Raw genomic sequence first — 21,997 nt, forward strand, 5'->3', positions numbered from 1 at the left:
CGAGGACACCTATGACGCAGATCGCGCTGATCGTGCTGGGCACCCTGGCGGTGGCCGCCGCCGTGACGGCGGGCCTGCTGGCCCGCAGCCGGGCCGGGGCGGCGACCCGGGCGACGGTCGCCGAGGAACGCGCCCAGGAGGCGGAGCAGCGCATCCGGGCCACCGAGGGCCGGCTGGCCCGCGCCGAGTTCCAGCTGCGTGAGCTGCAGATCGGCTCCCGGGAGGCCGCCGACGACGCCGAGGTCCGCTACCGGGCCGCCGAGGAGCGCACCCGCGAGGCGGAGCATCGCGCGCGGGCCGCCGAGGACGCCGCCCGTGAGGCGCAGGACGCCGCCCGCACGGCCGACGCGCGCGCCGCCGCCCTCGACACCCGGGCCGCCGAGGCCGAGCGACGGCTCGCCGCCGCCGAGGAGCACGCCGCCGCGCTGCTCGCCGAGATCCGCCACCTCGCCGACGAGCGGGTGCCGGCCACGGCGGTGCGGCTCGGCCACGCCCACGCCCCGGTGTCCGGTCCGCTCGCCGCCCCGGTCGTCGGCCCGGAGGCCGTCGAGGCGCTCCAGGCGGTGCTGGACGCCACGGTCGCCGCCGTCACCGAGGAGCGCGAACGGGTCGACGCCGCCGCCCGCGCCGCCATGCGCGGCGCCACCTCCAAGATCCAGACGCTGCTCTACCAGATCCAGAGCCTGGTCCAGCAGCTCCAGGACGACAACGACGACCCCCGGCTGCTGGAGGTCGACTTCCGCAACGAGGTCGCGCTGCGCCGGATTCAGACCGTCGCCGTGCTCTGCGAGGCGTGGCCGGGCCTGGCGCGCACCGACTCCCCGCTCGCCGAGGTCGTCGTCGGCGCACTCTCCCGGGTGCCCGGCTACGCCCGGATCAAGGTCGCCAACCACCTGCGGGACAACCGGCTCGCCGTGGTCGCCCGGGCCGCCGAGCCGCTCGCCATCACCCTCGCCGAACTGCTCGCCAACGCCACCGCCTACTCGCACCCCGAGACCGACATCCCGGTCACCGTCCAGCAGGGCGGCCGCGGCGCACTGGTGATCATCGACGACAGCGGCATCGGCATGGACGACGACCAGCTGCGCCGCGCCCGCCGGCTGCTCGCCGGCCCGCCCCAGGTGCTGCTCACCGAGCTCGGCAACCCGCCCAAGACCGGCTTCGCGGTGATCGGCAAGCTCGCCCGCCAGTACGGCTTCGCCTGCCACATCGAGCCCTCGCCGTACGGCGGCATGCGGACCATCCTGCGCATCCCGGCCGCGCTGGTGACCGTCGTCGACGACGAGCAGCCGCTCTCGGTACTCGCCCCGCTGCCGCTGCGGGCCGGCGCCGGACCGGCCCCCGCGCCCACCGTCCAGGCCGTCCCGCCGATGCGCGACGCCGACGAGGACTCCGGCCTGCCCGTGCTCGCCGACCGGCACCACCAGACCGGCCCGCAGCACCAGGCCGGCCTGCACCCCGCACCCGCCATGCACGTCGTGCCGTCCACCACGGCCGGACGGGCCGGCGACGGCAGCGGCCTGCCCAGCCGGCGCCGCCGCCAGCCGCTCGCCGAACCCGCGGCCGGGCCCGCCGACGCCCCCGCCCGTACCGCCGAGCACCGGCCGGCTGCGGCCGCCGAGCAGTCCGCCCGGACGCCCGAGCGGGCCGCCGCCCACTGGCGGGCGCTCCAGCAGGGCACCGGCGACGGCCGGGCCGCCGTGGCACAGGCCGCCCGTGAAGGCGCGCCCGGTGTCCGCACGACCGGCGAGCCCGGCGCGTCCAGCCACAGCCCCGCCGCCCCGACCCCCGAAGGAGCCGAGCAGTGAGCAGCACGCCCAGCCCGACCGCCACCGACGAGATCTCGTGGGTGCTGACCCCGCTGCTGGAGCTCCCGGGGGTGCTGCACGCGGTCATCGCCACCGGGGACGGCCTCGTCGAGGGCGCCTCGGACGGCCTCGGCCGCGCCTCCGCCGAACGGGTCGCCGCCATGACCGCCACCGTCCACGCCGCCGCCCGCGCGTTCACCACCGCCTTCACCGACACCGCGCAGCCCCGGCTGGCCCAGACCGTGGTCGAGTCCGACCTCGGCTACGCCATCGTCGTCCCGGCCGGGGAGAACACCTCGCTCGCCGTGTTCACCTCGACCGACGCCCAACTCGGCAACGTGGCCTACCAGATGCAGGTACAGGTCGCCGCCCTCGGCCGCGCGCTCGCGAGCCCGCCCCGCCGCCCGGACGGCACCCCCCGGTCATGACCGCCGTACCCCGCAGGCGGATGGTGCCCGCCTACCTGGCCACCGGCGGCCGCACCCGCCCCGGCACCGCCGGCTTCGAACGGCTGACCGTGCTGTACGCCGCCGCCGCCGCACCGCCGCAGGGGCTGGAACACGAACACACCCGGCTCTGGGAACTGCTGCGCCCCGGCGCGCTGACCGTGGCGGAGGCCGCCGCGCACCTGCGCCTGCCGGTCAGCGCCACCGTCTTCCTCGCGGCCGATCTGGTCGAGGCGGGCTGCCTGAACGCCCGCGCACCGATCCCGCGCGCCCAGCAGACCGACCGCTCCATCGTCGAGAGGCTCCTCGTTGGACTCCGCACGCTCCGGTGACCCGGGCCCCGGCGGCCCGGCCGACCGGCCCAGCCGGGTGGGCTACCTGCCCGACCGGGACCAGACGCTGATGAAAGTCGTGGTCGCCGGCCCCTTCGGGGTCGGCAAGACGACGCTCATCCGCACCCTCTCGGAGATCGCCACCCTGCACACCGAGGAGGCGATGACCGAGACCGGACGCCCGGTCGACGGCCTCGCCGACCTGCCGGAGAAGACCACCACGACGGTCGCCGTCGACTTCGGCCGGCTGACCCTGCCCGGCAACGTGGTCCTCTACATGTTCGGCACCCCCGGCCAGCGCCGCTTCTTCCCGCTCTGGCAGGACATCGCCCGCGGCGCCCTCGGCGCCCTGGTGCTCGCCGACACCCGCCGGCTGGCCGACTCCTTCGAGATCATGGACATGATCGAGGAACAGGGCCTGCCCTACGCGGTGGCCGTCAACTGCTTCCCGGACGCACCCGTCCACCCGGTCGAGATCCTGCGCGCCCACCTCGACCTGCACCCCGACACCCCGCTGGTGCTCTGCGACGCCCGTGAACGCGGCGCCAGCCTCGACGCGCTGATCGCGCTCACCGAGCACGTCCTGGACGGCCTGCCCGCCGGCCCCGACGCCGCCGGTACCGCAGAAGCCGCCGACGCCCCTGACACCGCTGTCGCCCTGGAGCAGCCGTGACCACCGAGACCCGCCCGATCCCGATCCACGGCCCGGTCTTCGCCGCCGACCCGCACCTCGTGTACGACCGGCTGCGCCGCTACGGCGCGATCGCCCCGGTGGAGCTCGCCCCCGGCGTCGAGGCCCTGCTGGTCACCGACTACCGGGCCGCGCTCGACCTCCTGCGCGACACCGACACCTTCTCCAAGGACTCCCGCGCCTGGCAGCAGACCGCCCCGCCGGACTCCCCGCTCCTGGTGGTGCTCGGCTACCGTCCCACCGCCCTGTTCAGCGACGGCGAGGTGCACGACCGCTACCGCTCGGTGATCACGACCGGCCTCGCGCTGCTCGAACCGCACGTGCTCCAGCGTCGCGTCGCCGAGGTCGCCCACCAGCTCATCGACCGCTTCGAGTCGGCCGGCACCGCCGACCTGATCGCCGAGTACGCTCGCCAGCTGCCGGTGTTCGTCTTCAACACCTGGTTCGGCGTGCCCGAGGAGCACAGCGCCCGGCTGGTGGCCGGCATCTCCGAGATGATCGAGTCCACCGAGAAGGCCGTCGCCGCGTACGGGGACCTCGTCGCCGTGGTCAGCGCCATGGTCGCCGAACGCCGCGAGCGCCCCCGGCGCGACCTCACCTCCTGGTTCGTCACCCACCCGGCCGGGCTGAACGACGAGGAGGTGATCCGGCAGATCACCCTCACCATGATCGCCGGGCACGAACCGACCACCAACCTGATCGGCAACGCCCTGCTGCGCCTGCTCACCGACGCCCGCTACGCCGGCTCGCTGTTCGGCGGCGCGATGACGGCCTACCAGGCGATCGACGAGGTGCTGTGGCACGAGCCGCCGCTGGCCAACCTCTCCGCCCACTACCCGCGGTACGACGTCACCTTCCACGGCCGCGAGATCAAGGCCGGCTCGCTGGTGCTGGTCTCCTACGCGGCGGCCAACTCCCAGGCCGCGCCGCCGACCGACGGCTCCGAGCTGCGCAGCGGCGAGAGCGCCCACCTGGCCTGGGCGGCCGGCCCGCACGCCTGCCCGGCCCGGGACCCTGCCCTGCTGATCGCGATCACCGCGATCGAGCAGCTGACCAGTCGCCTCAGCGATCTCGAACTCGGCATGCCGGCCCAGGAGTTGCTCTGGCGCCCGGGCCCGTTCCACCGCGCCCTGGTCCACCTCCCGGTCCGCTTCGCCCCCGTCGCCCGCTGACCGGGCAGCACGACGGCCCGGGCGTCCGCAGGACGGATGCCCGGGCCGTTCGGTCCGGCGATCAGGAGCTCTCGGCCGGCCTGAGCGTCAGCGAGATGCTGTTGATGCAGTAACGCTGGTCCGTCGGCGTGCCGTACCCCTCGCCCTCGAAGACGTGGCCCAGGTGCCCGCCGCAGCGCGCGCAGCGCACCTCGACCCGGCGCATGCCGAGCGAGTTGTCCTCGATGTACTCGACCCGGTCCTCGGCCAGCGGCGCGTAGTACGAGGGCCAGCCGCAGTGGCTGTCGAACTTGGTCTCGGAGCTGAACAGCTCGGCGCCGCAGGCCCGGCAGCTGTAGACGCCGACGGTCTTGGTGTCGGTGTACTCGCCGGTGAACGGACGCTCGGTGCCCGCCTCGCGGAGCACGCGGTACTCCTGCGGAGAGAGCTGGGCCCGCCACTCGGCCTCGGTCTTCTCGATCTCGTAGCTCATCACGGCTCCCGGTCGGCGTACGTCAGACGTTCGAGGCAACGTTCGCGAGGTGCTTCAGAATTTCGGGGCCGAGGTTGGTGACGTCCCCCGCGCCCATGGTGAGCAGCAGGTCGCCCGGGCGGGCGAGGCCGGCCAGCACGGCGGGAGCGGCGGCGAAGTCGTGCTCGGCGGTGACGTCGGCGTCGGCCCGGCGGGCGGCGTCGATGATCAGCTCGCTGGTCACGCCCGGGATCGGGTCCTCGCGGGCCGGGTAGATGTCCAGCACCACCGAGGCGTCGGCGAGCGCGAGCGCCTGCCCCATCTCCTCGGCGAGCTGCTGGGTGCGGCTGAACAGGTGCGGCTGGAAGACCACCAGCACCCGCCCCTCGGCCGCCTCGCGGATCGCCTCCAGGTCGGCGGTCATCTCGGTCGGGTGGTGGGCGTAGGAGTCGATCACCTGGACGCCGCCCGCCTCGCCCTTGAGCTGGAGCCGGCGGCGCACCCCGGTGTAGGCGCCGAGCGCCTTGGCCAGGTCCGCGGCCGGGACGCCCAGCGCGACGCCGGCGGCCAGCGCGGCGACCGCGTTGTGGGCGTAGTGGCGGCCGGGCACCGAGACGGTGAAGGTCAGCTTCGAGCCGTCCAGCAGGACGGTGACCTCGCTGGTCATGCCGCGGGCGACGACCGACAGGACGCGGACGTCGGCGTCCTCGGCGGCGCCGACGGTGACCACGTTCAGGCCCGCGCGGTCGATCACCCGGGAGGTCAGCTCCCGGGCGCCGTCGTGGTCGGCGGAGACGACCAGCGTGCCGCCCGGGGTGATCCGGCCGACGAACGTCTCGAAGGACTCGTAGATCTCGTCGATCGAGGCGTAGTTGGCGTGGTGGTCCAGCTCCACGTTGAGCACGATCGCCACCTCGGGCGCGTACTTATGGAAGCTGCGGTCGCTCTCGTCGGCCTCGGCGACGAAGATCTCGCCGGTGCCGTGGTGGGCGTTGGAGCCGGGCGCGTCGAGGTCGCCGCCGATCGCGTAGGACGGGTCGAGGCCCAGCTCGCCGAGGGCGACGGCGAGCATGCTGGTGGTGGTGGTCTTGCCATGGGTGCCGGCCACCGCCAGCGCCCGGCGCCCGCCCATCAGCGCGGCCAGCGCGTCGGAGCGGTGCACCACCGGGATGCCGCGCTCGCGGGCCGCGGCCAGCTCCGGGTTGTCGGCGCGGATGGCGCTGGAGACGACCACGCTGCTGGTGCCGTCCGGCACGTGCTCGGCGGCGTGGCCGACGTGCACGGTCGCGCCGAGGGCGCGCAGCGCGAGGACGGTCTCGGACTCCTTGGAGTCGCTGCCGGAGACGCTGGCGCCGCGCACCGCGAGGATCTTCGCCAGCCCGGACATCCCGGCGCCGCCGATGCCGATGAAGTGCGGGGCGTGCAGGTCGTGCGCGGCGTCGTTCAAGGCGGGGCTCCGTACGGGCGATGGGCCCCTCCCGCCCGGTGGCGGGCAAGGAGGGATGGTGGACAGGCGGACGACAGCGAATCGTCCTCGCGGGCGGGCCGCAAGGACGATTCTGCACCACGTGCGGGTCGGCTCAGGAGTCGCTGGCGAACAGCCGGAGCACCGGGACTCCCACCTTGTGCCTGGCCTGGGAGGCCCAGTCGCGGTGGAAGAACTCCTCCACGAAGTGCGGGGAGGTGAGCACCACCACCTCGTCCGCCCGGTGCTCCTCGACCACGGCGCGCAGCCGGTCCAGGGGCTTGTCCTCGACCAGCTCGCCGACCGCCTCGGCGCCGGCCTGGCGCAGGTGGCGCAGGCTGTGTTCGAGCGATTCGGTCGCCACCGTCGGCCCGGTCTCGGACTCGTCGTGCTCGTGCACCACCTTGTCGAGGTGGCCGAGGGCGACGTCGTCCAGCGCCCGCAGCAGCTCGTCCTGCTTGCCGCGCGGCTGCATCAGGACGACGAAGGAGACCTTCTCGTCGCTGTGGAGCGTGGTGACGAGCTCCACGTCCGCGTCGGAGAGCGCCTTTTCGATCATCAGTACCGTCTTGAACACGTGAGTCCCTTCCACTGGCCGGCCCCCGGGCCCCGGCATCGCATTCCCCGTGCCCGCGGAGGCCTTCGGCCCGCTGCTCGCCCGGCACGCGGGCCGCGCGGACGAAAGGCCCCCAAGGGGAACGGGATCACTCTCCGGGGGTCACGGGGTCATCCGGACGCAGGTGACGCAGGTAACGGGTGAAAAGGAATCCTTTCTGCTCGATCAATGAGACCAGCCGCATCCGCTGCGCGTCAGGCATTTGCGCATCGTGGATGATGCGCGGCGCGTCGCCGCCCGTGATCAACGGGGCCAGCGACAGGCACAACTCGTCCAGCAGGCCCTCCGCCGCCAGCTGTCCCAGCAGCCGCGGGCCGCCCTCGCTCAGCAACCGCGTCCAGCCCCGCTCCACCAGCGCGGCCACAGCCGCCCGCAGGTCCACCGAGCCCTCCCCGGCCAGGACGACGTCGGCCACCTCGGCCACCGCGCGGCGGCGCTCGGCCGGGGCGTCCGCGGTGGTGATCACCACCGTCCTGACCAGCGGCTCGGTGAACAGCGGAGCGCTCAGGTCCAGCGCCAGCGACCGGCTCACGATCGCGATCGCCGGGGCCGGGGCCTGCCCGGCCGCCGCCCGCGCCGCCGCGAACTCGGCCCGGGCCCGGCCCGGCCGGTAGCCCTCCGCGCGGACCGTCTCCGCGCCCACCAGCACCACGTCGGACAGCGCCCGCAGCACCCCGAAGATCCGCTTGTCGGCGTCCCCGGAGAGGCCCTCGGACAGGCCGTCGAGCCTCGCCCCGCCGTCCAGCCCGGCCACCATGTTCGCGCGCAGCCACGGGCGGCCCCGGTTCACCTGGTCGGGGTACGCGTAGACAGCGGCGAGCGACTCCAGCGAGGACGGGTCGGCGACCGGCTCGCCCAACGGGCTGATCAACAGTTGCATACCGCCAGTCTTCCACCGGGAGTCGCCCGCCGGTGGCCCGTCCCGGGGGCTTCGGGACCAGGCGTACCCTCTACTAACGTGCCCGCAGCTCCCCACTCCGCCACCGCGACCGAGCCGATAGCCGCCGCGAGCGCGGCCGGCTCCCCGATCGCGCTCACCGACCGCCGTCCCGTCGTGCCCGCCGAGCGGCTGGTCGCCGAGATGGTCCCGCCGCCCCGGTTCGCCGACGTGAGCTTCGGGACGTACATTCCGGACCCGAACCAGCCCAGCCAGTACGAGGCCGTCCAGGTCCTGGAGCAGTTCGCCGGCACCCTCGGCGGAGGCAACGGCTCCGCGCCCAAGCGCAGCTGGTTCCGTCGCAGCGCCCCCGCGCCCACCGGCCCGGCCGGCGTCTACCTCGACGGCGGCTACGGCGTCGGCAAGACCCACCTGCTCGCCTCGCTCTGGCACACCGCCCCCGGCCCCAAGGCCTTCGGCACCTTCGTCGAGCTGACCAACCTGGTCGGCGCGCTCGGCTTCCAGCAGGCCGTCCAGACCCTCTCCGGGCACACGCTGCTCTGCATCGACGAGTTCGAGCTCGACGACCCGGGCGACACCGTCCTGGTCTCCACCCTGCTCGGCCGCCTGGTCGACGCCGGCGTCAAGCTGTGCGCCACCTCGAACACCCTGCCGGAGAAGCTGGGCGAGGGCCGCTTCGCCGCCGCCGACTTCCTGCGCGAGATCCAGGGCCTGTCCGCGCACTTCCGTCCGACCCGGATCGACGGCCAGGACTACCGCCACCGCGGCCTCCCGGACGCCCCGCCGCCCTACCCCGACGAGACCGTCGACGCCGTCGCCGCCCGCACCACCGGCGCCTCCCTCGACGACTTCGACGCCCTCCTCGCCCACCTCTCCGCCGTCCACCCCAGCCGCTACGGCGCCATGCTGGACGACGTGACCGCCGTCTGCCTGCGCGGCGTCCGCCAGGTCGACGACCAGTCCACCGCCCTGCGCCTGGTCGTCCTCGCCGACCGCATGTACGACCGCGAACTGCCGATCACCGCCTCCGGCATCCCCTTCGACCAGGTCTTCCCCGAGGACATGCTCCGCGGCGGCTACCGCAAGAAGTACCTCCGCGCCATCTCCCGCCTCGTCGCCCTCGCCCGCGACAGCGCGAAGTAGGCACCGCTTGTCCGTGGTGGGTCGTACGGTGGACTCGTGCGACCCATCACGAGTATTGAGCGGTCAGTGGCGCCCTTCGAGGTCGTCAGTCCCTACCAGCCCAACGGGGACCAGCCGGCGGCGATCGCCGAGCTGGAGCGGCGGATCACGGGCGGGGAGAAGGACGTCGTCCTGCTGGGTGCCACGGGTACCGGCAAGTCGGCCACCACGGCCTGGATGATCGAGAAGCTGCAGCGGCCCACCCTGGTGATGGCGCCGAACAAGACGCTGGCCGCGCAGCTGGCGAACGAGTTCCGCGAGCTGCTGCCGAACAACGCGGTCGAGTACTTCGTCTCGTACTACGACTACTACCAGCCCGAGGCGTACGTCCCGCAGACGGACACCTACATCGAGAAGGACTCCTCGATCAACGAGGAGGTCGAGCGGCTGCGGCACTCCGCGACCAACTCGCTGCTCACCCGCCGGGACGTGGTCGTGGTCGCCTCCGTCTCCTGCATCTACGGCCTCGGCACGCCGCAGGAGTACGTCGACCGGATGGTGCCGCTCAAGGTCGGCGAGGAGATCGACCGGGACGTGCTGCTGCGCCGCTTCGTCGACATCCAGTACGCGCGCAACGACGTCGCCTTCACCCGCGGCACCTTCCGGGTGCGCGGCGACACCATCGAGATCTTCCCTGTCTACGAGGAACTCGCCGTCCGGATCGAGATGTTCGGCGACGAGATCGAGGCGCTGTACACCCTGCACCCGCTCACCGGCGAGATCATCAGCCAGGACGAGTCGGTCTACGTCTTCCCCGCCTCGCACTACGTCGCCGGCCCCGAGCGCATGGAGCGGGCGATCGTCGGCATCGAGAAGGAGCTGGAGGGGACGCTCGGCAAGCTGGAGAAGCAGGGCAAGCTGCTGGAGGCCCAGCGGCTGCGGATGCGCACCACCTACGACATCGAGATGCTTCGCCAGATCGGCACCTGCTCGGGCGTCGAGAACTACTCGATGCACTTCGACGGCCGCGAGCCCGGCTCCCCGCCGAACACCCTGCTGGACTACTTCCCGGAGGACTTCCTCCTGGTCATCGACGAGTCGCACGTCACCGTCCCGCAGATCGGCGCGATGTACGAGGGCGACGCCTCGCGCAAGCGCACCCTGGTCGAACACGGCTTCCGGCTGCCGTCCGCGATGGACAACCGCCCGCTGAAGTGGGAGGAGTTCCTGGAGCGGACCGGTCAGACGGTGTACCTGTCGGCCACCCCGGGCCCGTACGAGCTGTCCCGCGGGGACGGCCAGGTCGAGCAGATCATCCGCCCGACCGGCCTGATCGACCCCGAGGTGATCGTCAAGCCGACCGAGGGCCAGATCGACGACCTGGTGCACGAGGTCCGCAAGCGGGTGGAGCGGGACGAGCGCGTCCTGGTCACCACGCTGACCAAGAAGATGGCCGAGGACCTCACCGACTACATGCTCGGCCTCGACATCCGGGTCCGGTACCTGCACAGCGACGTGGACACCCTGCGCCGGGTGGAGCTGCTGCGCGAGCTGCGCGCCGGCAAGTACGACGTGCTGGTCGGCATCAACCTGCTCCGCGAGGGCCTGGACCTGCCCGAGGTGTCCCTGGTGGCGATCCTGGACGCCGACAAGGAGGGCTTCCTGCGCTCGGGCACCTCGTTGATCCAGACGATCGGGCGCGCCGCCCGTAACGTCTCCGGCCAGGTGCACATGTACGCGGACCGGATCACCCCTTCGATGGAGAGGGCGATCGAGGAGACCAATCGCCGCCGGGCCGTGCAGCAGGCCTACAACAAGGAGCACGGGATCGACCCGCAGCCGCTGCGGAAGAAGATCGGCGACATCCTGGACACCCTCGCCCGCGAGGACGTGGACACCGACGAGCTGCTCTCCACCGGCTACCGCGGCGCCGGCCAGAAGGGCGGCAAGGCCCCGACGCCGGCCCTGGGCATCGAGCGCAAGCAGGGCGAGAGCCTGCCGGCCGCCGAGCTGGCGGAGCTGATCCAGTCGATGACCGACCGGATGCACGCGGCCGCCGCGGACCTCCAGTTCGAGGTCGCGGCACGGCTGCGCGACGAGGTGAAGGAGCTGAAGAAGGAGCTGCGGCAGATGCGGGAGGCGGGTGTGGCCTGACGCGACCAGTCGCCGCTCCGAGTCGCCGCTCCGAGATTCCGCTGCGGGTACTGCCGGGCGTGGCCGGAATGACACCGGTCAAGCCCGGCGGTGTCTCAGCCTTGTCATAAAGCGGCGAACGCGTGGGGGTCAGGGGTGCCGCAGGCCATAGGCTGGCCTGCGGCATCGCACGCCCGGGACGGGGTGGCGAGCCCGGGAATAGGGGGCCTCAGCCGGGGGACGGCGACGGGGTGTTCCACCGGGGAGCCGCGCGGGGCCGACCGCGTGGCCGGGCAGAGAGGACAACGTCGTGTCGGTGAACCTTGCCAAGGGTCAGCGGGTCAGTCTCCAGAAGGGCTCGGGCGGCGCGCTGACCGTGGTCCGGATGGGGCTCGGCTGGCAGGCCGCGCCCAAGCGGGGCCTGTTCGGCAGCCGCACCCGGAAGATCGACCTGGACGCCTCGGCGCTGCTGTACGCCGAGAGGACGCCGTCCGACGTGGTGTTCTTCCAGCACCTGGAGAGCACGGACGGCTCCGTCCGGCACACCGGGGACAACCTGGAGGGCGGCTCGGGCGCGGACGACGACGAGGCGATCCTGGTGGACCTGCTGCACGTGCCGGCGCACATCACCCAGGTGGTGTTCACGGTGAGCTCGTACACCGGTCAGACCTTCGCCGAGGTGCGGAACGCGCACTGCCGGCTGGTGGACGAGACGACAGGGGTGGAGCTGGCCCGCTACGAGCTGGCCGGGGGAGGCCCGCACACCGGCCAGATCATGGCGAAGGTGGTCCGGGACGGCGCCGGCGGCTGGGAGATGCAGGCGATCGGCGCGCCGGCCAGGGGGCGGACCTTCCAGGACCTGCTCCCGGCGATCGAGCCGCACCTGTAGGAGGCCTTTACCTTCTTTGCCTTTACTTGGCCCCGCTGTTACTCTCGACGGCAGCGGAGGGGAGTATTCCCCTTGCAGTCGTCCCGTCATCACGGGTGCCCGTCGCGGCGCCCCGGGGCGCTGGTCCGTACCGGGTGCAGCCCGGCGGGCGGAAGAGACCTCCGGCAGTGACGATGACCGTCTCGCCTACCTGCCGGAGGAGCAGCAGTGGACGTTTCCGTAGCCATGTGGGCCGCCACGATCGGTGTGCTGATCGCCCTGATCGTGGCGGACTTCTTCATCGGGGGCCGCAAGCCGCACGAGGTCTCGATCAGGGAGGCCGGGATCTGGACGGCGGTCTGGGTCGTACTGGCGGTGCTCTTCGGCGGCTTCCTCTGGTGGCACTCCGGCGGGCAGCCGGCCGGTGAGTTCTTCGCGGGCTACATCACCGAGAAGTCGCTCAGCGTCGACAACCTCTTCGTGTTCATCCTGATCATGGGCAAGTTCGCGGTGCCCAAGGTCTACCAGCAGCGCGTGCTCATGTTCGGCGTGATCATCGCGCTGGTGCTGCGCGGGGCGTTCATCGCCGGCGGTGCGGCCCTGGTGGCCCAGTTCTCCTGGGTGTTCTTCGTCTTCGGCGGCTTCCTGGTCTGGACGGCGTGGAAGCTGATCAAGGAGGCCCGGGCCGACGGCGAGGACGAGGAGTTCGAGGAGAACCGCCTGCTCAAGTCGATCGAGCGGCGCTTCCCGTCGACCGACAAGTACCACGGGACGAAGCTCTTCGTCCGGGAGAACGGCCGCCGGCTGATGACCCCGCTGCTGATCGTCATGCTGGCGATCGGCACCACGGACGTCCTGTTCGCGCTGGACTCGATCCCGGCCATCTTCGGCCTGACCCAGGACCCGTACGTCGTCTTCACCGCCAACGCCTTCGCCCTGATGGGCCTGCGCCAGCTGTACTTCCTGATCGGTGGCCTGCTGAAGAAGCTGGTCCACCTGTCGTACGGCCTGTCGGTGATTCTCGGCTTCATCGGCGTGAAGCTCGTCCTGCACGCCGCCCACGAGACCGGCGCGCACGTCCCGGAGATCGGCATCCCGTTCTCGCTGGGCTTCATCGTGGTCGTGCTGGCCGTCACCACGGTGACCAGCCTGACGGCCTCGAAGAAGCGGCAGGAGCAGGCCGAGCACGAGCCCGCGAAGCTCGACGCCTGATCGGGACGGCACGACTTGGGGCCCCGCCGCCGGATTCGTCATCCGGCGGCGGGGCTCAGTCCTACGGGCGCCGACCGTACTCGGCGACCCAGCGCGAGCCGAGCAGCACGATGTCGGCGGTCTCGACGGGGCGGCCAGCGGCCTGGTCGTAGTAGGTGCGCTCGATCGCCATCACCGGCACGGCGGGCGCGACGCCGAGCGTCTGGGCCTCGGACCGGCTGGCCTGGCGGGCGGTGACGCGCTCGACCGGCACGCCGACCTCGATGCCGATGAGCGCCATCCGGTCGGCGACGCCGATTCCGGCATGCGGACCGGCCTCCGGCAGGACGATCAGGCTTCCGCCGGTGATCGCCATGGGCTCCCAGCTCTCGGCCAGTTGGGCCGGCTCGCCGTCGGCCAGGTAGACGTAGCCGGTGTGCATCACCGGATCGCCGGGCTGGATCTCCAGTCGGGCCGCGATCCGGGCGTCCGCGGCACGAGGCTGCGACTCGTGCCGCCAGGTCCCGACCACTCCTTGCCGGGCGAGGGTGGCCTCCGTCGGTGATCCGTCGCCGGGCGCCCCGCGCTGGCGCCGTACGAGAACGGCCGGTGGCTCCTGGGACTTGACGTAGTAACCGGCGCCCGGGCGTGCGAGCACGAGCCCTTCGTCGATCAGCACGGCATATGCCCGCTGGATCACACCGGTCGAGACGCCGTGATCGCGCTGGAGCGCACTGATGGACGGCATTCGATCGCCTGGCTGAAGCCGCCGGGACGTGATGTGGCCGCGCAGCGCGTCCGCGACATGCAGGTAAGAGGGCGTATCGCTCACGCCTCGGCCTCCTCGCTCCCAACAGTGCGTTGCGGCTGACACCGTAACGCGCTCGGCGCTACTCTATCGATACGATTTCGCCGTGCCGATAGGGGGACTTCGGTGCAGATCAGCATGCGCACAAGCCTTCTCAGGGCTGCTCTCACTCAGGCTGCCGGGGCGCCCGTGCGACTCAGCAAAGGGAGAACCGGTCGCGTGCGGCTCTCGACGACCGCACCTGCCGACACCTCGTCCATGCAATGGACCGAGATGCTCGACATCCTCCGGTCGGGCTGTGAATGGGGCTCCACCGATGCCACCGGCGAGGTCATCGTCTGGGTCGAGCTGGAGGACTTCAACATGATCGACACGGGGGCCTGGTCGTGACCGCTGCCGCCCGCCGGCCGGACACGCCGACCGGCATCGTGATCCGCTTCGACGTGGGCAAAGCCGGGCGCTACGTCAGCGCCGAGTGCCAGCTGGATGCGCACTGGGCCTGTCCCGGCGGTATCCGGGAGGTGTCCGGCGCCGTCGTCCTGGTGTGCCTCTGCATGGAGCCGTTGTGTGCGTGCGCTCGGCATCTCTCGGGCGGCTGATAGTGAACGCCGCCGACTTCCGGGCTGGTCGGCTCCGGCGGGAGCCGGCCAGCCCGGACTCCGTCACCAGCCGCGTTCGCGCCATTCGTCCAGGTGGGGGCGCTCGGCGCCGAGCGTGGTGTCGTTGCCGTGGCCGGGGTAGACCCAGGCCTCGTCCGGGAGGACGTCGAAGATCTTCTCGTTGACGTCCCGGAAGAGGGTCCTGAAGGCCTCCGGGTCGCCCCAGGTGTTGCCGACGCCGCCCGGGAAGAGGCAGTCGCCGGTGAACACGTGCTGGTGGCCCTGCGGGTCGTCGTAGATCAGGACGATCGCGCCGGGCGTGTGGCCGACCAGGTGTCGGACGGTCAGCTCGGCCTGGCCGACCAGCAGCTTGTCGCCGTCCTTCAGCAGCAGCTCGGTGGGGACGTCGATGCCCTCGGCGTCGTGTTCCCCGGCGGCCGTCCGGGCCCCTGTGGTGGCGACCACCTCGGCGAGCGCGCCCCAGTGGTCGTGGTGCCGGTGGGTGGTGACCACGGTGGCCAGCTCGTCGCCGACGGTCTCCAGCAGCACCGGCGCCTCGGCGGCCGCGTCGATCAGCAGCTGCTCGTCGGTGGCCCGGCAGCGCAGCAGGTAGGCGTTGTTGTCGTACGGGCCGACGGCCACCTTGGTGATGATCAGGTGGGCCAGCTCGCGCACGTCCGGCGGCCCGCCGACCTTGACCGCTCCGTGGTACGTCATCCGTCCGCTCCTCGTTGTGTCGGTCCTGGGATCATCCTCGCGCCGTCAGCCCAGCGGGGGAAGCTGGGGGAGCGCGGTCCCGGGGGTGCGGCGCAGGCCCTCGCCGTCGGAGCGGCCGGAGAGCCAGGCGAGCAGGGTGCGGACCGGGCCCTGGACGGTCAGGGCGTTTTCGCCGGTGCCGATCAGACCGCGGTCGTCGGTGTCGTCGGCGATCAGCTCGACGGCGGGCAGGTCGGTGCCGGCGAGCTTGGTGGCGAGGCGGCGGAACTCGGTGACGGCGAACGCCTCCGGCCACTGCGCGGGGGTGTAGCCGGCGTCCAGGTCGACGTGGTGGTACGCGACCTCGGCGAGGCGCTTCCAGGGGATGTCGGAAGCCGGGAAGACGTAGCCGGTGCGGTGGCGCACGTCGGCCGTCCAGGCCTCGGCGGGCAGCAGGGCGGCGGCCGCGGCGAAGCGCTCGTGGCTGGCCTCCAGGTCGGCGAGGTGGACGTCCACCGGGCGGGGGGCGTCGCGCTCGATGTCCTGGTCGCGGACCTCGTTGCTGGCGTACTGCGGGATGTCGGTGCCGGTGCGGGCGCCGTTCAGCAGGTTGACCAGGGAGTCGGCGTTGCGGGCGATGTGGGCCAGCACGTGGCCGCGGGTCCAGCCGGGGAGCGCGGAGGGCTCGGCGACGGCCTCGGGCTTGAGTTCGGAGACGGTCTGCAGCAGGTTCCGGGTGCTCTCCTCCACCAGGGCCAGGTACCGGGCGGCGGACGCGGCGGCGGACTGCGGGTCGGTCATCGAATCGGGCCTTCTGTGGGAGACGGCGCGTTGCCCGCGGGGGCTTCGCTCGTTGACCAGCCGACGCTACCGCCGAACCCGAGCCCTGAGCAGGCCTTTTTCGGTCCGGGTGCGGACGGTCCGGAGATCGCTCTCACTCGATCGGGTGGACTCCACTGGACAAAGTCGAGATTCGAACGTCTGAGCTATAGGCTGGCTGCCGCATCCTGGAAGAAGCACTCACTCTCACCGCAAGCCGTCTCGCACCGGAGAAAGGCGCCAGAAGCAGTGGCCGACCGCCTCATCGTCCGCGGTGCTCGCGAGCACAACCTCAAGAACGTCTCGCTCGACCTGCCCCGCGACTCCCTCATCGTCTTCACGGGCCTCTCCGGCTCCGGCAAGTCCTCGCTCGCCTTCGACACGATCTTCGCCGAGGGCCAGCGCCGCTACGTCGAGTCGCTGTCCTCGTACGCCCGCCAGTTCCTCGGGCAGATGGACAAGCCCGACGTGGACTTCATCGAGGGCCTCTCCCCGGCCGTCTCGATCGACCAGAAGTCCACCAACCGCAACCCCCGTTCGACCGTCGGCACGATCACCGAGGTCTACGACTACCTGCGCCTGCTGTTCGCCCGGATCGGCAAGCCGCACTGCCCGCACTGCGGCCGGCCGATCGCCAAGCAGTCGCCGCAGGCGGTCGTCGACAAGGTGCTGGAGCTCGCCGAGGGCACCCGCTTCCAGGTGCTCAGCCCGGTGGTGCGCGAGCGCAAGGGCGAGTTCGTCGACCTCTTCGCCGACCTCCAGTCCAAGGGCTACTCCCGCGCCCGGGTCGACGGCGAGACGATCCACCTCGCCGAGCCTCCGAAGCTCAAGAAGCAGGAGAAGCACACCGTCGAGGTGGTCGTCGACCGCCTGACCGTCAAGGAGAGCGCCAAGCGGCGGCTCACCGACTCGGTGGAGACGGCCCTGCGGCTGTCCGGCGGCATGGTCGTGCTCGACTTCGTCGACCTCCCGGAGGACGACCCGGAGCGCGAGCGGATGTACTCCGAGCACCTCTACTGCCCGTACGACGACGTGTCGTTCGAGGAGCTGGAGCCGCGCTCGTTCTCCTTCAACTCGCCGTTCGGCGCCTGCCCGGACTGCTCGGGCCTCGGCAACCGGATGGAGGTGGACCCGGAGCTGGTCGTCCCCGACCCGGAGCGCTCGCTCGACGAGGGCGCCATCCATCCGTGGTCGGCCGGCCACGCCAAGGAGTACTTCCAGCGCCTGATCGACGCGCTCGCCGAGGAGTTGGGCTTCCGCACCGACATCCCGTGGGCCGGGCTGCCGGCCCGCGCGAAGAAGGCGCTGCTGTACGGGCACAAGCACCAGGTGCAGGTGCGCTACCGCAACCGCTTCGGGCGCGAGCGCTCGTACAGCACCGGCTTCGAGGGCGCCGTCCCGTTCATCCAGCGCCGGCACACCGAGGCGGAGAGCGACAGCAGCCGCGAGCGCTTCGAGGGCTACATGCGCGAGGTGCCCTGCCCGACCTGCGACGGCACCCGGCTCAAGCCGGTGGTGCTCGCGGTCACCGTCGAGGGCCGCTCGATCGCCGACGTCTCGGCGATGTCGATCAGCGACTGCGCCGAGTTCCTCGGTGCGATGAAGCTGAACGACCGGGACAAGCAGATCGCCGAGCGGGTCCTCAAGGAGGTCAACGAGCGGCTGCGCTTCCTGGTCGACGTCGGCCTGGACTACCTCTCGCTCAACCGCGCGGCCGGCACGCTGTCCGGCGGCGAGGCCCAGCGCATCCGGCTGGCCACCCAGATCGGCTCCGGCCTGGTCGGTGTGCTGTACGTGCTGGACGAGCCGTCCATCGGCCTGCACCAGCGGGACAACCACCGCCTGATCGAGACGCTGGTGCGGCTGCGCGACATCGGGAACACCCTGATCGTCGTCGAGCACGACGAGGACACCATCAAGACCGCGGACTGGGTGGTCGACATCGGCCCGGGCGCCGGCGAGCACGGCGGCAAGGTGGTCCACTCCGGCTCGCTGAAGCAGCTGCTCGGCAACAAGGAGTCGCTGACCGGCCAGTACCTGTCCGGCAAGAGGTCCATCCCGATCCCGGCGGCCCGCCGCGAGCGGGACGGCAAGCGCCAGTTGACCGTCCACGGCGCCCGTGAGCACAACCTCAAGGACGTCACGGTCGGCTTCCCGCTCGGCACCTTCACGGCGATCACCGGCGTCTCCGGCTCCGGCAAGTCGACGCTGGTCAACGACATCCTCTACACCCACCTCGCCCGGGAGCTGAACGGCGCCCGCAGCGTGCCCGGCCGGCACACCCGGATCACCGGCACCGACCTGGTGGACAAGGTGGTGCACGTCGACCAGTCGCCGATCGGGCGCACGCCGCGCTCCAACCCGGCCACCTACACCGGGGTGTTCGACCACGTCCGCCGGCTCTTCGCGGAGACCCAGGAGGCCAAGGTCCGCGGCTACCTGCCCGGCCGGTTCTCCTTCAACGTCAAGGGCGGGCGCTGCGAGAACTGCTCGGGCGACGGCACCATCAAGATCGAGATGAACTTCCTGCCGGACGTCTACGTGCCGTGCGAGGTCTGCCACGGCGCCCGGTACAACCGGGAGACGCTGGAGGTGCACTACAAGGGCAAGTCGATCGCCGAGGTGCTGGACATGCCGATCGAGGAGGCGCTTGCCTTCTTCGAGGCCGTCCCGGCGATCGCCCGCCACCTCAGGACGCTCAACGACGTCGGCCTCGGCTACGTCCGTCTCGGCCAGTCCGCGCCGACGCTCTCCGGCGGCGAGGCGCAGCGCGTCAAGCTCGCGTCGGAGCTGCAGAAGCGTTCCACCGGGCGGACGGTCTACGTGCTGGACGAGCCCACCACCGGCCTGCACTTCGAGGACATCAGCAAGCTGATCAAGGTGCTCAGCGGGCTGGTCGAGAAGGGCAACACGGTGATCGTCATCGAGCACAACCTCGATGTGATCAAGACCGCCGACTGGATCGTCGACATGGGCCCCGAGGGCGGCTCCGGCGGCGGCACCGTGGTCGCCGAGGGCACCCCGGAGCAGATCGCGGCCGTCCCGGAGAGCCACACCGGCAAGTTCCTCCGGGACATCCTCCCGGGCGACTTCGCCGACGCCCCGGTCGTCCCGGCTCCGGCCAGGGCCCGCGCCCCGCGCAAGCGGGCCGCCGCCGCGGCGAAGAAGTAGCCCCAGGGCGCCCACCGCTCCCGCGCCCGGGAGCGGTGGGCGCCGTGCCGCATAGACTTCCGTGGTCCCACGCAGCAGCCGAAACCGCAGGAGCGCACCGATGTCCGCACCCATGCCAGAGGGCCCCGAGAGCAGCCCCGCCACCTCCCGCCGCACCCTGCTGTGCGGCGCCGCGGCCGTCCTGGCGGCCGGCGGCACCGTGGCGGTCACCGGCTGCGGTTCGTCCGCCGGCTCCTCCGGCGCGAGCGGCGCCGCCAAGGGCCCGGTGGACCTCGGCCCGGCCTCGGCGGTGCCGGAGGGCGGCGGCAAGGTCTTCCGCGAGCAGCGGATCGTCGTGACCCAGCCGACCGCCGGGCAGTACAAGGCGTTCAGCGCCAAGTGCACCCACGCCGGCTGCATCGTCGACCAGGTGAAGAACCAGCAGATCCAGTGTCCGTGCCACGGCAGCCGGTTCGCCATCACCGACGGCGCCGTGCAGGACGGCCCGGCCCCCACCCCGCTGCCCGCCTACACCGTCACGGTCGAGGGCGGGAACCTCAAGGTGACTCCGAGCTGAAGCAGTTGATCTCCGACCAGTTGATCTCCCCTCCGCGGCCCCGGCCCGACTCGGTACGGTGGAGCCATGGCTGACCCGAGCACCTACCGCCCGGCTCCGGGCGCGATCCCGACCTCGCCGGGCGTCTACAGGTTCCGCGACGCCCACGGCCGGGTCATCTACGTCGGCAAGGCCAAGAGCCTGCGCCCGCGCCTGTCGTCCTACTTCCAGGACCTGGCCGGGCTGCACCCGCGCACCGCGACGATGGTCACCACCGCCGCGTCGGTCGAGTGGACGGTGGTGGCCACCGAGGTCGAGGCGCTCCAGCTGGAGTACTCCTGGATCAAGGAGTTCGACCCGCGGTTCAACGTCAAGTACCGCGACGACAAGAGCTACCCGGAGCTCGCCGTCACCCTCGACGAGGAGTTCCCGCGGGTCCAGGTGATGCGCGGGGCGCACAAGAAGGGCGTGCGCTACTTCGGTCCGTACGGGCACGCCTGGGCGATCCGCGAGACGGTCGACCTGATGCTGCGCGTCTTCCCCGTCCGCACCTGCTCCAACGGCGTGTTCAAGCGCGCCCGGCAGGTCGGCCGGCCCTGCCTGCTCGGCTACATCGGCAAGTGCGCGGCGCCCTGCGTCGGCAAGGTCTCGGCGGACGAACACCGGGCGCTGGCCGAGGACTTCTGCGACTTCATGGCCGGGCGCACCGGCAACTACCTGCGCCGGCTGGAAGAGCAGATGCAGGAGGCCGCCGCGGAGATGGAGTACGAGAAGGCGGCCCGGCTGCGCGACGACATCGGCGCCCTCAAGCGCGCGATGGAGAAGAACGCCATCGTGCTCGCCGACGCCACCGACGCCGACCTGCTGGCCGTCGCCGAGGACGAACTCGAGGCCGCCGTCCAGATCTTCCACGTCCGCGGCGGCCGGGTGCGCGGCCAGCGCGGCTGGGTCACCGACAAGGTCGAGGACGTCGACACCGCGGGCCTCGTGGAGCACGCCCTCCAGCAGCTCTACGGCGGGGGCAGCGAGTCCGTCCCGCGCGAGGTGCTGGTCCCCTCGCTGCCCGACCCGGCCGACCCGGTCAAGGACTGGCTCTGCGGCCTCCGGGGCAGCCAGGTCGACCTGCGGATCCCGCAGCGCGGCGACAAGAAGGACCTGATGGCCACCGTGCAGCGCAACGCCCAGCAGGCGCTGGCGCTGCACAAGACCAAGCGCGCCTCCGACCTCACCACCCGCAGCCGCGCCCTCCAGGAGATCGCCGACGCGCTGGAGCTGGACTCCGTCCCGCTGCGCATCGAGTGCTTCGACATCTCCCACCTCCAGGGCGAGGACGTGGTCGCCTCGATGGTCGTCTTCGAGGACGGCCTGGCACGCAAGAGCGAGTACCGGCGGTTCCAGATCAAGGGATTCGAGGGCCAGGACGACGTCCGCTCGATGCACGAGGTGATCGGCCGGCGCTTCCGCCGCTACCTCCAGGAGCGCGAGCAGACCGGCGAGTGGGTCGTCCCCGAGGCCGACGACCCGGGCGCCGCGGCCGAAGGCGCCCCGGCCGGCGCGATCGACCCGACAGCAACACGGGATGAGGGCGGCCGCCCGCGCCGCTTCGCCTACCCGCCCCAACTGCTCGTCGTCGACGGCGGCCAGCCCCAGGTCGCCGCCGCCAAGCGGGCCCTGGACGAGCTCGGCATCGACGACGTCGCCCTCTGCGGCCTCGCCAAGCGCCTGGAGGAGGTCTGGCTGCCCGGCGAGGACGACCCGGTCGTGCTGCCGCGCAGCAGCGAGGGCCTCTACCTGCTCCAGCGCGTCCGCGACGAGGCCCACCGCTTCGCGATCACCTACCAGCGCAGCAAGCGTTCCAGGCGACTCACCGCCGGGGAACTGGACTCCGTCCCGGGGCTCGGCGAGACTCGCCGCCAGGCGCTGCTCAAGCATTTCGGCTCGCTGAAGAAGCTCCGCGCCGCCACCGTCGACGAACTCTGCGCCGTACCCGGCATCGGACGCCGGACGGCGGAGACTGTTGCGGCGGCGTTGTCGTCCCGTACACCCGCCGCACCCGCGGTCAACACCGCGACCGGCGAGATCATCGAGGACGGGGCCGACCAGGCCGCCACGCCGGTGGCCGCAGCACCCACGACCGCACCATCCCAGGAGACGCCATGACGGCCGACGCCGTCCG

The 21,997-nt window shown here is 72.0% G+C and carries 21 protein-coding genes; 14 read left to right on the forward strand and 7 right to left on the reverse strand.

Going from position 1 to position 21,997, the window contains the following annotated elements:
• Nucleotides 1–11: 11 nt before the first annotated feature.
• From F7Q99_RS19645 to F7Q99_RS19665, 5 genes are read left to right on the forward strand one after another with little or no spacing between them, the layout of a single operon-like run.
• Nucleotides 12–1,808 carry an ATP-binding protein gene (locus tag F7Q99_RS19645; RefSeq protein WP_153463162.1) on the forward strand — a complete coding sequence of 599 codons (1,797 nt, stop codon included), beginning with the start codon at nt 12–14 and terminating at the stop codon, nt 1,806–1,808.
• Nucleotides 1,805–2,236 (forward strand): roadblock/LC7 domain-containing protein, encoded by a 432-nt coding sequence (locus tag F7Q99_RS19650; protein WP_326846892.1) that lies wholly within the window; start codon nt 1,805–1,807, stop codon nt 2,234–2,236. The genes F7Q99_RS19645 and F7Q99_RS19650 overlap by 4 nt, the downstream gene beginning before the upstream one ends.
• On the forward strand, nt 2,233–2,586 hold the full coding sequence (locus F7Q99_RS19655) for a DUF742 domain-containing protein (RefSeq protein WP_153463164.1): 354 nt from the start codon (nt 2,233–2,235) through the stop codon (nt 2,584–2,586). The genes F7Q99_RS19650 and F7Q99_RS19655 overlap by 4 nt, the downstream gene beginning before the upstream one ends.
• A complete protein-coding gene (locus F7Q99_RS19660) occupies nt 2,564–3,259 on the forward strand; it encodes a GTP-binding protein (RefSeq protein WP_407697807.1) in 696 nt (231 codons plus the stop codon). Before F7Q99_RS19655 ends, F7Q99_RS19660 begins: the two co-directional genes overlap by 23 nt.
• Nucleotides 3,256–4,449 carry a cytochrome P450 gene (locus tag F7Q99_RS19665; protein ID WP_195911117.1) on the forward strand — a complete coding sequence of 398 codons (1,194 nt, stop codon included), beginning with the start codon at nt 3,256–3,258 and terminating at the stop codon, nt 4,447–4,449. The genes F7Q99_RS19660 and F7Q99_RS19665 overlap by 4 nt, the downstream gene beginning before the upstream one ends.
• Nucleotides 4,450–4,510: 61 nt before the next feature.
• Here the strand turns inward: F7Q99_RS19665 and msrB are convergent, their stop codons facing one another.
• From msrB to F7Q99_RS19685, 4 genes are all read right to left on the reverse strand, one after another.
• Nucleotides 4,511–4,921 carry a peptide-methionine (R)-S-oxide reductase MsrB gene (gene msrB / locus F7Q99_RS19670; RefSeq protein ID WP_153463166.1) on the reverse strand — a complete coding sequence of 137 codons (411 nt, stop codon included), beginning with the start codon at nt 4,919–4,921 and terminating at the stop codon, nt 4,511–4,513.
• 22 nt (nt 4,922–4,943) lie between these two features.
• Nucleotides 4,944–6,326, reverse strand: coding sequence for a UDP-N-acetylmuramate--L-alanine ligase (gene murC / locus F7Q99_RS19675; RefSeq protein WP_153466416.1), 1,383 nt, complete (start codon nt 6,324–6,326; stop codon nt 4,944–4,946).
• A 154-nt stretch (nt 6,327–6,480) separates the two neighbouring features.
• Nucleotides 6,481–6,942 (reverse strand): indole-3-glycerol phosphate synthase, encoded by a 462-nt coding sequence (locus F7Q99_RS19680; RefSeq protein ID WP_326846893.1) that lies wholly within the window; start codon nt 6,940–6,942, stop codon nt 6,481–6,483.
• Between the two features lie 127 nt (nt 6,943–7,069).
• Nucleotides 7,070–7,861 (reverse strand): pyrimidine reductase family protein, encoded by a 792-nt coding sequence (locus F7Q99_RS19685; RefSeq protein WP_153463170.1) that lies wholly within the window; start codon nt 7,859–7,861, stop codon nt 7,070–7,072.
• A gap of 78 nt (nt 7,862–7,939) precedes the next feature.
• Between F7Q99_RS19685 and zapE the strand changes: the two genes are divergently transcribed.
• The 4 genes from zapE (at nt 7,940) to F7Q99_RS19705 (ending at nt 13,214) form a co-directional block, all read left to right on the forward strand.
• Nucleotides 7,940–9,022 carry a cell division protein ZapE gene (gene zapE, locus F7Q99_RS19690; RefSeq protein WP_407697808.1) on the forward strand — a complete coding sequence of 361 codons (1,083 nt, stop codon included), beginning with the start codon at nt 7,940–7,942 and terminating at the stop codon, nt 9,020–9,022.
• Nucleotides 9,023–9,058: 36 nt separating this feature from the next.
• Nucleotides 9,059–11,155, forward strand: a complete 2,097-nt coding sequence (uvrB, locus tag F7Q99_RS19695; RefSeq protein WP_326846894.1) for an excinuclease ABC subunit UvrB — start codon at nt 9,059–9,061, stop codon at nt 11,153–11,155.
• 289 nt (nt 11,156–11,444) lie between these two features.
• Entirely contained in the window at nt 11,445–12,023 is a 579-nt protein-coding gene (locus tag F7Q99_RS19700) for a TerD family protein (RefSeq protein ID WP_326846895.1), read from the forward strand.
• 207 nt (nt 12,024–12,230) lie between these two features.
• Nucleotides 12,231–13,214, forward strand: a complete 984-nt coding sequence (locus tag F7Q99_RS19705) for a TerC family protein (protein ID WP_326846896.1) — start codon at nt 12,231–12,233, stop codon at nt 13,212–13,214.
• A gap of 61 nt (nt 13,215–13,275) precedes the next feature.
• Here the strand turns inward: F7Q99_RS19705 and F7Q99_RS19710 are convergent, their stop codons facing one another.
• The gene (locus tag F7Q99_RS19710) at nt 13,276–14,067 is read right to left on the reverse strand and encodes a GntR family transcriptional regulator (protein ID WP_326846897.1); all 792 of its coding nucleotides are present in this window, start codon (nt 14,065–14,067) and stop codon (nt 13,276–13,278) included.
• 153 nt (nt 14,068–14,220) lie between these two features.
• On the opposite strand from F7Q99_RS19710, the gene F7Q99_RS19715 reads away from it, so the two are divergent.
• Complete coding sequence (locus tag F7Q99_RS19715) at nt 14,221–14,391, forward strand: hypothetical protein (protein ID WP_153463174.1); 171 nt, start codon at nt 14,221–14,223, stop codon at nt 14,389–14,391.
• Nucleotides 14,388–14,600, forward strand: a complete 213-nt coding sequence (locus F7Q99_RS19720; protein ID WP_153463176.1) for a hypothetical protein — start codon at nt 14,388–14,390, stop codon at nt 14,598–14,600. Before F7Q99_RS19715 ends, F7Q99_RS19720 begins: the two co-directional genes overlap by 4 nt.
• Nucleotides 14,601–14,663: 63 nt before the next feature.
• Here the strand turns inward: F7Q99_RS19720 and F7Q99_RS19725 are convergent, their stop codons facing one another.
• Both F7Q99_RS19725 and F7Q99_RS19730 read right to left on the reverse strand, forming a co-directional pair.
• Nucleotides 14,664–15,317: an MBL fold metallo-hydrolase gene (locus F7Q99_RS19725; RefSeq protein WP_153463178.1), complete on the reverse strand. Its 654-nt coding sequence runs from the start codon at nt 15,315–15,317 to the stop codon at nt 14,664–14,666.
• A 45-nt stretch (nt 15,318–15,362) separates the two neighbouring features.
• Nucleotides 15,363–16,097 carry a maleylpyruvate isomerase family mycothiol-dependent enzyme gene (locus F7Q99_RS19730; RefSeq protein ID WP_153463180.1) on the reverse strand — a complete coding sequence of 245 codons (735 nt, stop codon included), beginning with the start codon at nt 16,095–16,097 and terminating at the stop codon, nt 15,363–15,365.
• 267 nt (nt 16,098–16,364) lie between these two features.
• On the opposite strand from F7Q99_RS19730, the gene uvrA reads away from it, so the two are divergent.
• The 3 genes from uvrA to uvrC all read left to right on the forward strand — a co-directional run bounded on the left by uvrA (nt 16,365) and on the right by uvrC (nt 21,981).
• Entirely contained in the window at nt 16,365–19,286 is a 2,922-nt protein-coding gene (uvrA, locus tag F7Q99_RS19735) for an excinuclease ABC subunit UvrA (RefSeq protein WP_326846898.1), read from the forward strand.
• Between the two features lie 100 nt (nt 19,287–19,386).
• Nucleotides 19,387–19,842, forward strand: coding sequence for a Rieske (2Fe-2S) protein (locus F7Q99_RS19740; RefSeq protein WP_230210267.1), 456 nt, complete (start codon nt 19,387–19,389; stop codon nt 19,840–19,842).
• 66 nt (nt 19,843–19,908) lie between these two features.
• Nucleotides 19,909–21,981: an excinuclease ABC subunit UvrC gene (gene uvrC / locus F7Q99_RS19745; RefSeq protein ID WP_153463182.1), complete on the forward strand. Its 2,073-nt coding sequence runs from the start codon at nt 19,909–19,911 to the stop codon at nt 21,979–21,981.
• Nucleotides 21,982–21,997: the final 16 nt, after the last annotated feature.

The organism is Streptomyces kaniharaensis (assembly GCF_009569385.1).
GTDB classification, from domain to species: Bacteria; Actinomycetota; Actinomycetes; order Streptomycetales; family Streptomycetaceae; genus Kitasatospora; species Kitasatospora kaniharaensis.